The 11896-nt window shown below is 70.6% G+C and carries 12 protein-coding genes and 1 pseudogene; 5 read left to right on the forward strand and 8 right to left on the reverse strand.

Annotated features, from left to right (window positions below; translation table 11 throughout):
• The first annotated feature begins 60 nt into the window (after window positions 1-60).
• The 5 genes and pseudogenes from ACFQ6X_RS24155 (at window position 61) to ACFQ6X_RS24175 (ending at window position 3885) form a co-directional block, all read left to right on the forward strand.
• Window positions 61-1596 (forward strand): molybdopterin-dependent oxidoreductase, encoded by a 1536-nt coding sequence (locus ACFQ6X_RS24155; protein ID WP_383184444.1) that lies wholly within the window; start codon window positions 61-63, stop codon window positions 1594-1596.
• A 75-nt stretch (window positions 1597-1671) separates the two neighbouring features.
• Complete coding sequence (locus ACFQ6X_RS24160) at window positions 1672-2316, forward strand: fasciclin domain-containing protein (protein WP_383184429.1); 645 nt, start codon at window positions 1672-1674, stop codon at window positions 2314-2316.
• Between the two features lie 28 nt (window positions 2317-2344).
• Complete coding sequence (locus ACFQ6X_RS24165) at window positions 2345-3355, forward strand: ADP-ribosylglycohydrolase family protein (RefSeq protein WP_383184430.1); 1011 nt, start codon at window positions 2345-2347, stop codon at window positions 3353-3355.
• Between the two features lie 167 nt (window positions 3356-3522).
• Window positions 3523-3687 (forward strand): annotated as a pseudogene (locus ACFQ6X_RS24170) (SPW repeat protein); the annotation flags it as partial.
• A gap of 102 nt (window positions 3688-3789) precedes the next feature.
• A complete protein-coding gene (locus ACFQ6X_RS24175; protein ID WP_383184445.1) occupies window positions 3790-3885 on the forward strand; it encodes a hypothetical protein in 96 nt (31 codons plus the stop codon).
• A gap of 95 nt (window positions 3886-3980) precedes the next feature.
• On the opposite strand, the gene ACFQ6X_RS24180 is transcribed toward ACFQ6X_RS24175, so the two are convergent.
• The 8 genes from ACFQ6X_RS24180 to ACFQ6X_RS24215 form a co-directional block, all read right to left on the reverse strand.
• Window positions 3981-6809, reverse strand: coding sequence for a DEAD/DEAH box helicase (locus ACFQ6X_RS24180; protein WP_383184431.1), 2829 nt, complete (start codon window positions 6807-6809; stop codon window positions 3981-3983).
• Between the two features lie 50 nt (window positions 6810-6859).
• Window positions 6860-7750, reverse strand: coding sequence for a diacylglycerol kinase (locus tag ACFQ6X_RS24185; RefSeq protein WP_383184432.1), 891 nt, complete (start codon window positions 7748-7750; stop codon window positions 6860-6862).
• A gap of 42 nt (window positions 7751-7792) precedes the next feature.
• Window positions 7793-8758: a twin-arginine translocase subunit TatC gene (tatC, locus tag ACFQ6X_RS24190; RefSeq protein WP_383184433.1), complete on the reverse strand. Its 966-nt coding sequence runs from the start codon at window positions 8756-8758 to the stop codon at window positions 7793-7795.
• A 49-nt stretch (window positions 8759-8807) separates the two neighbouring features.
• Window positions 8808-9104: a Sec-independent protein translocase subunit TatA gene (gene tatA / locus ACFQ6X_RS24195; protein WP_383184434.1), complete on the reverse strand. Its 297-nt coding sequence runs from the start codon at window positions 9102-9104 to the stop codon at window positions 8808-8810.
• 218 nt (window positions 9105-9322) lie between these two features.
• Window positions 9323-9520, reverse strand: coding sequence for a hypothetical protein (locus ACFQ6X_RS24200; protein WP_356415855.1), 198 nt, complete (start codon window positions 9518-9520; stop codon window positions 9323-9325).
• Window positions 9521-9558: 38 nt separating this feature from the next.
• Window positions 9559-9834, reverse strand: a complete 276-nt coding sequence (locus ACFQ6X_RS24205) for a hypothetical protein (protein WP_383184435.1) — start codon at window positions 9832-9834, stop codon at window positions 9559-9561.
• Window positions 9835-9871: 37 nt separating this feature from the next.
• Window positions 9872-10828 (reverse strand): WYL domain-containing protein, encoded by a 957-nt coding sequence (locus ACFQ6X_RS24210; protein ID WP_329212791.1) that lies wholly within the window; start codon window positions 10826-10828, stop codon window positions 9872-9874.
• A gap of 14 nt (window positions 10829-10842) precedes the next feature.
• Window positions 10843-11796 carry a helix-turn-helix transcriptional regulator gene (locus tag ACFQ6X_RS24215; protein ID WP_383184436.1) on the reverse strand — a complete coding sequence of 318 codons (954 nt, stop codon included), beginning with the start codon at window positions 11794-11796 and terminating at the stop codon, window positions 10843-10845.
• Between the last annotated feature and the right edge of the window lie 100 nt (window positions 11797-11896).

The raw sequence follows: 11896 nt of genomic DNA on the forward strand, positions 1-11896 counted from the left end.
GGGGCCTCCGCGTCCCGGGGATCCCGCTGGGCACGCGCCGCGTTCGCCGCGCTCAGCGGTCTGATCGCCGGGTTCACCGCCCTGTGCGTGGCCGAACTCGTCGCGGCTGCCGTACGTCCCGAGGCGGGGCCGGTCACGGCGGTGGGCGGGGCGGTCATCGACCGGACTCCCGCGGCCGTCAAGGACTTCGCCGTACGGAACTTCGGCACCAGCGACAAGTTGGTGCTGCAGCTCGGGATCCTCGTACTCCTGGCGCTCTTCGCCATGGCGGTCGGGGTCCTCGCGCTGCGGCACCGGCGGAGCGGCGCTGCGGCCGTACTGGTCTTCGGTGCGGTCGGCGCAGTCGCGGCGGCCGGGCGGCCGGAGGGCCGCCCGAGCGACGCGCTGCCGTCGGTCGTGGGCGCCGTGGTGGCCGCGGGGGTCCTGTACCTCCTGGCCGGACGGCTCGCGCCGGCAGCCGGCCCGTCTCCCGCGGCGGGTGAGACGGGCGGCGGGGCGCAGGGTGCCTTCGACCGCCGCGGATTCGTGATCGCGGCGACCGCTGCCGCGGCGGCCTCGGCCGGTGCCGGACTCCTGGGCCGTCGGCTCCAGGCGTCCGAACTGGCCGGGGTCTCCGCCTCACGCGGCGAGATCGCACTCCCTTCACCCGCCTCGCCGGCTCCCGCGGTACCCGCGGGCGCCGATCTGGGGATCCGGGGGCTGAGCTCCTTCGTGACACCGAACAAGGACTTCTACCGGGTGGACACCGCCCTGGTGGTCCCGCGCGTCGACGCCGACCGGTGGCGGCTGCGGATCCACGGCAAGGGAGTGGCGCGACCCGTCACCCTCGGCTTCCAGGACCTCCTGGGGCGCGAACTCGTCGAGCGGGACATCACGCTGACCTGCGTGTCCAATCAGGTGGGCGGTCCGTACGTGGGCAACGCCCGGTGGATCGGCGTACGACTGGCCGACCTGCTGAGCGAGGCCGGGGTGAAGCCCCCGTCGAAGGGCGGGCCCGCGGACCAGATCGTGGCGCGTTCCGTCGACGGGATGACGATCGGCACACCGGTCGAGGCGGTCATGGACGGCCGCGACGCACTGCTCGCGGTCGGTATGAACGGCGAACCCCTGCCGTTCGACCACGGCTTCCCCGTCCGGATGGTCGTTCCCGGTCTGTACGGCTACGTCTCGGCCTGCAAGTGGATCCGGGACATCGAACTCACGACGTTCGACGCGTACGACGCGTACTGGGTCGAGCGCGACTGGTCGCGCGAGGCTCCCGTCAAGACCCAGTCACGCATCGACACGCCCCGCCCCTTCGCCTCCCCGCGCGCGGGCACCGTTCCCGTCGCCGGCGTCGCCTGGGCCCAGCACCGGGGCATCGCCCGGGTCGAGGTCCGGGTGGACGGCGGCGAATGGCACACCGCACGACTGGCCGCCGAGGCCGGTCGTGACACCTGGCGCCAGTGGGTGTGGGAGTGGCCGGCCACGACCGGCCACCACACCCTCGAGGTCCGCGCGACCGACCGTACCGGCGTCACCCAGACCGACAAGCGTGTCGGCACCGTGCCCAACGGTGCGACCGGCTGGCACTCGGTGGTGGTCGACGTGTCCTGACCGCCCGGCCGTTCCACCGATCCCTCTTCCTTTCCCCTCCCCTTTGTTGATCAACGACCCTCACAGGAGAACACCATGAACAACCGTCACCTTCGCCGCGTCGCCGTCGCCGTGTCCGCAGCAGCCCTGCTGCCGCTGGCGATGACCGCCTGCTCCAGCGACTCCGACACCGCGGCGTCCGGCTCCGACTCCGGCGCGGACAAGGCCGCGTCGAGCGCTCCGGCCAAGGAGACCCGTCCCATGGACGAGCCGTTCGGCCCGGCCTGTGCGACGGTCCCGAAGGACGGCGCCGGCTCCTTCGCGGGGATGGCCCAGGACCCGGTCGCCACGGCGGCGTCGAACAACCCGGCGCTGTCCACCCTGGTCACGGCCGTCAAGCAGGCCGGTCTCGTCGACACCCTGAACAGTGCCGAGAACATCACGGTGTTCGCCCCGACCAACGACGCCTTCGCCAAGATCCCGAAGGCCGACCTGGACAAGCTGCTCGCCGACAAGGCCGCGCTCACCAAGGTGCTCACCTCGCACGTCGTGGGCGAGAAGCTGGCGCCCTCGCAGCTGGACAAGGGCTCCTTCGACACCTTGGCCAAGACGCAGCTGACGACGTCCGGTTCGGACATGACGTACACCGTGAACGACTCCTCGAAGGTCGTCTGCGGCAACGTCCCCACGGCCAACGCCACGGTCTACATCATCGACACCGTCCTGATGCCGGCCGCCTGACGTTCCCCTCGGCTCGTACGCTGACCGTATGAGCAGAACGGGCCCCGAGGGCCGCACTCCTGGAACGAGCGAGCCGGGGAAGGCGGCCCGGAGGGACCGTGCCGCCGGTGCCGTGGTCGGCTCCGCGGCCGGAGACGCACTGGGCGCCCCCTTCGAGTTCGGGGCGCCCGGTGTGTTCGGCGCCCGCTTCCCGGACGGCGTGGGGACGCTGTGCGGGGGCGGGGGCTGGGATCCGGGCGAGGCAACGGACGACACGCAGATGGCCGTTCTCGTCGGCGAGTCCCTGCTGGACAACGGCGGTCTCGAACTCTCCGACATCTTCGCCCGGTTCAGGCGCTGGGCGGCCGGCGAACCCAAGGACATCGGCCTGCAGACCGAGGACGTCCTGACCAGCGGGGATCCCTGGGACCTGGCCGCCGCCCTGCATTTCCAGGTCAACGCGCGTGCGGCGGGCAACGGTTCGCTGATGCGGGCGGCCACCTCCGCCGTCTACTTCGCGCGACAGGGGCGTGCGGCGACCATGGACGCCGCACGTCGTATCGCGGCCCTGACCCATGGCGACCGGGCCGCGTGGGAAGGCACCGCCGTCCTTCACGAGCTGGTGCGCGTCGCCCTGGACGGCGACGACCCCCTCGCCGCCGTACCCGGCGCCCTCGCCGAGGTGCATGTCGACCACCGGGACCGTTGGGCGACCGTGCTCGCACCCGGCCGGCATCCGGACGACGCGACCGAGTTCAACGGCGCGGTGTGGCCCTGCCTCGGCACCGCCCTCTGGGCACTGCGCACCACCTCCGGCTTCGAGAGCGCGCTCGCCGCCGCCGTCGACGTGGGCGGGGACACCGACACGGTCGCGGCGGTCACCGGCGGACTGGCAGGAGCGGTGTACGGGCTCGGCGCCGTACCTGAACGCTGGACGCGAACCCTGCACGTGCCGCTGCCGGGGTACGGGGACCGGGTGCTGCGGGCCGCGGACCTGGTGTCACTGGCCGACCGTCTCGACGGAAACGCAGGAATCCACCGCCAGAAAACCTACACATAAGAGACATATAAGAGCACACTGGCTGGAGAGACGATGACCGCGCCATCCGTACCGCGGTCGCCCTTCCAAGGTACGAAGGAGACGATCTCATGAGTAACGTCTCGCACAGGAGTGACCTATCGGGACATCCCGATGTCGATGAGATGCGGGAGCGCCACGACCGCGTGATGAGCGGCGGCGGCCGCAGTACCGCTCTCGCCGATGCGCCTGTGTTCCTCCTCGGTCTGTACTGCGCCGTCTCGCCCTGGGTGCTGCACTTCACGGCGAGCCAGCCGGCCCTGGTGACACACAACCTCGTCATCGGTATCGCGATCGCCGTTCTGGCGCTGTGCTTCACCGCCATGCCGGAACGGATGACCGGCATGAGCATTGCCATCTGCGCCCTGGGCGCCTGGCTGATCGTGTCGCCCTGGATCGTGGGCTCGAGCCCCGATATGGGCGTCATCCTCAACAACGTGATCGTCGGAGGCCTGGCTGTCGTGCTGGGGGCGGTCTGCGCGGGTCTCGCGGTGATGAACAGGAAGACGTAGCGGAGAGGACCGCGAACGCAGAGAAGTGGCCACAGGCACGAACACGCCTGCGGCCACTCCGCTGTTCCGGACCGACGGGACTCACCCCGCCGGGATCACCCCACGGAGCTGTACGCCACCACGCCCCGCAGCACCCCGTCGACGGCCTTGTGCGCGTTCTTCGCCACCGAACTCCCGTCCCGGGGCGCGGCGGCCGCGATCTGGCCGAGCACATCGATGACCTGCTTGCACCAGCGCACGAAGTCGCCGGCCGGCATCTCCGCCTCCCGCAGCACCTCGTCCAGCGTCCGCCCCGAGGCCCACATGTAGACGGCCCAGGCGAAACCGAGATCGGGCTCGCGCTGGCCGACCCCCTCCGTCTGGCTGATCTTGAAGTCCTCCTCCAGGGCGTCGAGCCTGCCCCAGATGCGGACCATCTCACCCATCGCCGTCTTCGCCGGACCGGACGGCAGCTTGGGCGCCACCGCGTCGTCCGCCTGACGCGACTCGTAGACCAGCGCCGACACGCACGCCGCGAGCTCGGCGGGGTTCAGCCCCTCCCAGACGCCTTCGCGCAGGCACTCGCTCGCCAGCAGGTCGAGCTCGCCGTAGAGCCGTGCCAGCCGCCTGCCGTTGTCCGTGACCTCGCTGCCCCGCAGATAGTCGAGCTCGGTGAGGAGCGCGACGATCCGGTCGAAGGTGCGGGCGATCGTGTTCGTCCGCCCCTCGATCCGGTGTTCCAGCTGCCGGGTGTCGCGCTGCAGCCGGTGGTACCGCTCCGCCCACCGCGCGTGGTCCTCACGCTCGTCGCACCCGTGGCACGGGTGTGCGCGCAGCTCGCTGCGCAGCCGGGCGATCTCCCGGTCGTCGGCCGCCGCGGCCCGCTCCTTGCGGTGGCGTCCCGGATCGATGTGCCCGGCCTTGCTGCGCAGCGCGGACGCCAGATCACGGCGCGACTGCGGGGAACGCGGGTTGAAGGACTTGGGGACCCGCATCCGCTCCAGCGCCTCCACCGGCACCGGGAAGTCGATGTGGGCCAGCCGCTTGACCTGACGCTCCGCGGTCAGCACCAGCGGACGCGGCCCGTCGTGGTACTCCAGCCCGCGGTGCCCGTTGGTGCGTCCTCCCGGCAGCCCCGGGTCCAGCACCAGCGCCAGTCCCGCGAACTTGCCGGTCGGCACATGGATGATGTCACCGGGCTTGAGCTTCTCCAGCGACGACGCGGCGGCGGCACGCCGCTGCGCCGCGCCCTGCTTGGCCAGGTCCGTCTCCCGGTCCTTGAGGTCGCGGCGCAGCCGCGCGTACTCCTCGAAGTCCCCGAGATGGCAGGTCATGCCCTCGCGGTAGCCCTCCAGGCCCTCCTCGTTGCGCTGGACCTGCCGGGAGATGCCGACGACCGAACGGTCCGCCTGGAACTGCGCGAAGGAGGTCTCCAGCAGCTCGCGCGACCGGTGCCGCCCGAACTGCTGCACGAGGTTCACGGCCATGTTGTACGAGGGCCGGAAGCTGGAACGCAGCGGATACGTACGGGTACCCGCGAGTCCGGCGAGCGCGCCCGGGTCCATGCCCCGCTGCCACAGGACCACCGCATGGCCCTCGACGTCGATGCCTCGGCGCCCGGCCCGCCCGGTCAGCTGGGTGTACTCGCCGGGAGTGATGTCGGCGTGCTGCTCGCCGTTCCACTTGACGAGCTTCTCCAGCACCACGGAGCGCGCCGGCATGTTGATGCCGAGCGCCAGGGTCTCCGTCGCGAAGACCGCCTTGACCAGGCCGCGGACGAACAGCTCCTCGACGACCTCCTTGAAGGTCGGCAGCATGCCGGCGTGGTGCGCGGCGATGCCCCGCTCCAGGCCTTCGAGCCACTCGTAGTACCCGAGGACATGGAGGTCCTCGGGCGGGATGGACGCTGTCCGCTCCTCGACGATCTCCCGCACCAGACGGCGCTTGTCCTCGTCGTTGAGCCGCAGCCCCGCCTGCAGGCACTGCTGGACGGCCCCCTCGCAGCCGGCCCGGCTGAAGATGAACGTGATCGCGGGCAGCAGCCCCTCGGCGTCGAGCCGGTCGATGACCTCGGGCCTGGCCGGGGTCCAGATCCGGCTGCGCTGACGCCGCTCGCGCTCGCGGTCGGCCTCGCGCACCATCTTGCCCCGGCGGCGCTCGCGCGGGTTGTATCCGCGCTGGTTCTCCATGCGGGCGAGCCTGACGAGGTCGGGGTTGACCTCGCGCCGGCCGGTGCCCCGGCCGCCGTGGTCGGTCTCCTCCTCGAAGAGGTCGTACATCCGCCGTCCGGCCATGACGTGCTGCCACAGCGGAACCGGCCGGTGCTCGGAGACGATCACCTGGGTGTCGCCCCGGACGGTGTCCAGCCAGTCGCCGAACTCCTCGGCGTTGGACACGGTCGCCGACAGCGACACCAGAGTCACCGACTCCGGCAGGTGGATGATCACTTCCTCCCACACGGCGCCGCGGAAGCGGTCGGAGAGGTAGTGCACCTCGTCCATCACCACGTAGCCGAGGCCGGTGAGCGCCTGGGAGCCCGCGTACAGCATGTTGCGCAGCACCTCGGTCGTCATGACGACGACGGGTGCGTCCGCGTTGACGCTGTTGTCCCCGGTGAGCAGTCCGACCTTGTCCGCGCCGTAGCGCCTGACCAGGTCGGTGAACTTCTGGTTGGAGAGCGCCTTGATCGGCGTGGTGTAGAAGCACTTGCGGCCCTGCTCCAGGGCCAGGTGTACGGCGAACTCGCCGACGATCGTCTTGCCCGACCCCGTGGGGGCCGCGACCAGCACCCCCTTGCCCGCCTCCAGGGCCTGGCAGGCCTCGATCTGGAACGGGTCCAGTCCGAACTCGTACATCTCGCGGAAGGGCCCGAGGGCGGTGGCCTGCTCGGCCGCACGGACCCGGGAAGCCTGGTATCGCTCAGCTGGTGAGAGGTCCTCTGTCATCTTGATACGAGCCTACCCGCCAGGTATGACAGTCAGCCCGATCTTTAAATTCACGGTGAAAGGACCCTGACGGCGCCGGGTACACAGGTCGCTGTGAGGGGCAGTGCCCCCAGCGGCTCGCCGTCGGCGTACGCGGTGACACCGGCCGCGGCCAGCTCGATCGAGGCGACCCGGTGCACGGTGACGTCGGGGTGGTCGAGATGCGTCCCCTTGTACACCTTCGGGAACACCTTGAGCAGGGTCGACCGGCTGCAGTCCCCGACCACGGTGACGTCGAAGAGCCCGTCGTCCATGACGGCATCCGCGCAGATCCGCATGCCACCGCCGTACGTGGACCCGTTGCCGACGGCGATCAGCGTCGCCTCGATCTCGCGCACCGGACCTCCGTCCAGCCGGATCCGGTACGGAATCGGCCGGAAGGCCGCCAGTTCGGCGAGGATCGCCAGGTCGTACTTGAACCGTCCGCCGACCCAGCGCATCCGGTTGCCGCGGTCGTTGACCCGCGAGTCGAAACCGGAGGCGAGCACGGAGCCGAACCAGCGCTCGCCGACCCGGCCGAGGTCGATCGCGCGCTCCGTCCCCGCCTTGAGCGCCTCTGCGGCCAGCCGTCCGGCCGCGGCCGGATCGCGGATCGGCAGCCCGAGCGCGCGGGCGAAGTCGTTGCCGGTGCCGACCGCGACGACGCCCAGCGGTGTCCCGGTCCCGGCGACCGCCTGGAGGGCGAGGGACATCATGCCGTCCCCGCCCACGGCTATCAGTGCACCGGTCCCGGCGGACACGGCCTCGCGGGCCCGCCTCAGGGCGTCGTCGGCATCCTCACCGAGCACGGTCCGCACGGAGAATCCGGCGTCCCGCAACGCGGAAGCGGCCGGCTGCGCGGCACGCGCGCCCCGGCCGCGTCCTGCGGTGGGATTGACGAAGAGGGTGATCTCGCTGGTCACTGGGGTCCCCTTGGACGGAGTCTGGGGGAGGACCCTACAAGATCAGGTGATGTCGTCGTAACCGTTGAGGCGGTGAGATCGGGCACCGTCCGCCTCGCCACCGGCCTGCTCGGGCAGGGCTGCCCGTGAGGCGGATACACCCTCGACCGCGCCGACGTCCTCGGGTGTGAGGTCGAGTTGCGAGGCCTCGTCGTCGTCCAGTTCGGCGTCGGGGTTGCGGCGCCGCCTGCGTTTGTCGTTGAGGAGGGAGAAACCGACCGCGATGAAGTAGAGCACCGCGAGCGGGCCCGCCAGCAGGAGCATCGAGATGGGCTCGCCGCCCGGCGTCGCGATGGCCGCGAACGCCGTGAGTCCGACGAGCATCCCGCGCCACCAGCGCAGCATGCGGGCTCCGGACAGGACCCCGGTCATGTTGAGCAGGATGAGCAGCAGCGGCAGCTCGAAGGCCAGCCCGAAGACGAGCACCATCCGCGTGATCAGGTCGAGGAAGTCGTCGAGGGGCAGCAGGTTCTTCACGTTGTCCGGCGTGAAGCCGAGCATGATCTCCGCGGTCTGCGGCAGGATCATGTACGCGAGGTAGGCACCGGCGAGGAACAGCGGAACGCCGGCGGCCACGAACGCCATCGAGTAGCGCTTCTCCTGCTTGTGCAGGCCCGGTGCGACGAACGCCCACAACTGGTAGAGCCAGACAGGCGTGGCCACCAGCACGCCCGCCATCAGGGACACCTTCAGAGCGATGGTGAAGGGCGACAGCAGACCGTTGGTGGTCATCTCCGCACACGGCCGACCGTTGACCATGGTCACGGCGCCGTTCTTGCAGCCGACCGAGTCCAGGATCGGCTTCATCAGAAACTCGAAGATTTCCTTCTGGAAGAACGCTGCCGCGATCACGGCGATCACGATGGCAAGTACCGACTTCAGCAGTCGGTTGCGCAGCTCACGCAGGTGATCGAGGAGGGGCATCCGCCCCTCGTCGTCCTTCTCCTGCTTGCGGGCAGACTTGAGCAACCCACTTCCCTCGTCTCGTGCGGCAGCTGTCGGTGAAGCGCGTCAGCTGTCAGCTCTGGGTGGTGGGCTTGGCCTCGCTGACCGGGCGGGAGCTGGTGACGTCTCCCGGGGCGGCCTGGATCGTCTTGGCGGGGGCCGGCTGCGGAGCGGTGTCCGCGACGGTCTCCGTGGTGGGTGTCGCGGGTTCCGCGCCGTCCTTCTTCATGGCCTTGGCCTCGCTCTTGAGGATGCGGGCCGACTTGCCGAGCGAACGCGCCATGTCGGGAAGCTTCTTGGCACCGAAGAGCAGCAGGATGACAGCGATGATCAGGATGATCTCGAGGGGCTTCAGATTGCCGAGCGGCATGTGCGACTTCCTTCTCACTGAGGCGACTGGAGGGTGGACTCACTACCCGTTCGACCGGACGTACGTCCGACCTGCGCGCTGGCAGCGATCGTAACCCGCAGGGGTAAACGCGAGGCAATGCCCGTGCATACTCCCGCTTGCGGCCCGCACCTCCCTAGCCTGGGCCGACTCCAGCAGCGTACCCCCCGAACCGGTGAATCCTTAAGGCCGCTCCCCTGCTATCGCAGGGCCTCACCGGTGTCCGCGAGACCGGTTGCCGCTCGTTCGAGATCCTCCGCCGCTCGGTTGATCCGCTTCGTGGTGGCCGAAACCTGGCGGCCGAGCCGCTGCGCCTCGATGAAGACCTTGACAGCCAGGATTCCGAGCACGGCCAGGCCGAGGAATCCCAGAGCGATGGCGAGCATGGGCCAGAACATGGACGGAGCCTCGATGTCTTCTCGTTACTGCGCGGCGGTCACCGCAGGGCGGTGTGGAGACGAAGGGTCCGCACTCCGCCGCCGGTGAGGAGTTCGATGATGCGCTCCCCGGCGGGCTTGCGGACGGCCGAGCCGCACTCGGGGCAGGTGAAGGAGTAGAAGGTCGTGCGACGGCTCGCGCCTATCGCGAGGCGCAGGGCACCCGCCGCCAGCTCGAATCTCTCGCGGCAGTCCGGGCACGCGGCCCGGAACCGGACGGTGGCGGGCACCGGTACCGCTACCGGCCCGGTCTGCCTACTCGATATCGCAGTCATACGGCCTCTGTCTCCTCCGTGTTCCGCCGGCCGCCGCTCAGAGGGCACCGTCATAGGCGGCGAGCGCTTCCCGGGCCGCCGTCCGCGCACTCTGCGCGAGATCCTCCGGCGCCGTGATGCGCCCTTCTCCGCCCAGCCTCAGGGCGAGCCTGCGCAGCGAGGCGGGGTCGGGGGTACGGAGTGTGATCCGCAGACCCCCGTCGGGCAGTTCCTCCGCGCTGTCGTGCGGGTAGTACTCGGCGACCCACCGGCCCCCGGGTCCCACCTCGACGACGACCTCCGGGTCCTCGGCCGCCGGCTGCACCAGGCCCTCCGAAAGATCACGCAGTTCGAGCTCCGGCGGTGCGGCCGGGGCGTCGAGCAGCCGGATCTCGGCGACCCTGTCGAGCCGGAACGTACGCCGCGCCTCGGAGAGCCGGCACCAGCCCTCCATATAGGTGTGGCCGACGGCGAACAGGCGGATCGGGTCCACCTCGCGCTCGGTGAGCTCGTCGCGCGCGGGAGAGTAGTAGCGCAGCCAGAGGCGGCGGCGCTCGGAGATCGCCCGGTCGACCTCGGCGAAGACCCCGCCCTCGGACTCGAAGATCACCGAGAGCCGCGAACTGGCCGCCCCGACTTCTCCGGCCGCCGTCTCCAGCTTCGCGGTCGCGCGCACCAGCGCCTGCCGGTCGCTCTCGCGCAGCCCGGGCAGCGTGGCCACCGCACGGGCCGCGACGAGCAGCGCCGTGGCCTCGTCCGCGGCCAGCCGGAGCGGCTCCGCGACATCGTCCGGGTTGTGCCACCAGATCCGGTCGCCGTCGGTGTCGATGTCGAGCAGGTCACCGCCGCGGAAGCTGGTGCCGCACATGGGGAGCACGTCGAGGTCGGAGATCAGCTCGTCCTCGGTGATCCCGAAGGCCCGGGCGACGTCCTGGACGTGGGCGCCGGGGCGCTCGCGCAGGTACGTCACCAGGGAGAGCATCCGCCTGGTCTGGTCGATCGCGTTCGTGGCCACGAGTACGGGTCCCCTCAGTCCTTGGCCACGGCGCGCAGCCGGTCCATCACATCGGCCCGCAGATCGGCGGGTTCCTCCACGACGACGTCCGGTCCGAACTCGACGAGCCAGGCGTCCAGTCCGTGTCCGTACGGAATCTCCAACTCGTCCCATCCGTCACCGAGTTCCCGTTCGGATATGGCGCGGGAGCGCAGCGGGTAGCCGGACCCGGCGCGCAGCCTGATCCGGGCGGTCCTGGTCGCGGTCTCCCCCGCCCAGCTCTCCACGGTCTCGCGCACGGTCACCACATCGGGCACCGGGGCGGTGAAGGCCCCGGCCCGGGAGCGGACCCGGCCGGAGATCCTGGACAGCCGGAAGACCCTCTCGGCGCCCCTGTCGCGGTCCCAGCCGGCCAGGTACCAGTGGCCGCGCCAGCACTCGAGCGTCCAGGGCTCCACCTGGCGCTGCTCGGGGCGGGCGGCGTTGGCCTTGCGGTAGTCGAAGGTGACGGGGCGGCGGTCCCTGCAGGCCAGCATCAGCGGCTCGAAGGCGGCCTCGTGGACCGGAATGCGGGGTTCGAGGGCGCTGTGCACCTCGTACGTGTCCTCGGCCTCCGGCATGCCCGCGGCGCGCAGCTTCTGCAGGGCGCCGCTGGCGGCCCCGGCCAGCCGTGCCTGCTGCCAGACCTTGGCGGCGAGCCCGAGGGCGGCGGCCTCCTCGGCGTCCAGCGTGATGGGGGGCAGCCGGTTGCTGTCGCGGCGCGCGAGGTAGCCGGTGTCGCCGTCCAGGTTCTCCACGGTCTCGATGACCAGACCGAGTTCGCGCAGATCGTCCTTGTCGCGCTCGAACATCCGGTTGAAGGATTCGTCCGAGCCCGCTTCCATGTAGGCCTCGATGGACCCGCGGAGCTCACGTTTGCTGAGCGGGCGCCGGGTACCCAGCAGACACAGTGCCAGGTTCATCAGCCGTTCGGCCTTGGCAATCGCCATCGACGCCCTTTCTCTACGTGCTACGACCGTCGACCGTACCGCCCCGGGGTGTCCGGACCAAAGCGAGGGCCCGCGCCGTGCGGCGCGGGCCCACGCGCCT

The sequence above is a fragment of the Streptomyces sp. NPDC056452 genome (genome assembly GCF_042796085.1).
GTDB lineage: Bacteria > Actinomycetota > Actinomycetes > Streptomycetales > Streptomycetaceae > Streptomyces.

What these genes read in the sequence shown, in the direction of transcription:
- ACFQ6X_RS24205 (WP_383184435.1), bottom strand. Translation starts at nt 9,834, where the DNA reads ATGACTGCGATATCGAGTAGGCAGACCGGGCCGGTAGCGGTACCGGTG.
- ACFQ6X_RS24200 (WP_356415855.1), bottom strand. Translation starts at nt 9,520, where the DNA reads ATGTTCTGGCCCATGCTCGCCATCGCTCTGGGATTCCTCGGCCTGGCC.
- ACFQ6X_RS24180 (WP_383184431.1), bottom strand. Translation starts at nt 6,809, where the DNA reads ATGACAGAGGACCTCTCACCAGCTGAGCGATACCAGGCTTCCCGGGTC.
- ACFQ6X_RS24160 (WP_383184429.1), top strand. Translation starts at nt 1,672, where the DNA reads ATGAACAACCGTCACCTTCGCCGCGTCGCCGTCGCCGTGTCCGCAGCA.
- ACFQ6X_RS24175 (WP_383184445.1), top strand. Translation starts at nt 3,790, where the DNA reads ATGGGCGTCATCCTCAACAACGTGATCGTCGGAGGCCTGGCTGTCGTG.
- ACFQ6X_RS24215 (WP_383184436.1), bottom strand. Translation starts at nt 11,796, where the DNA reads ATGGCGATTGCCAAGGCCGAACGGCTGATGAACCTGGCACTGTGTCTG.
- ACFQ6X_RS24165 (WP_383184430.1), top strand. Translation starts at nt 2,345, where the DNA reads ATGAGCAGAACGGGCCCCGAGGGCCGCACTCCTGGAACGAGCGAGCCG.
- tatA (WP_383184434.1), bottom strand. Translation starts at nt 9,104, where the DNA reads ATGCCGCTCGGCAATCTGAAGCCCCTCGAGATCATCCTGATCATCGCT.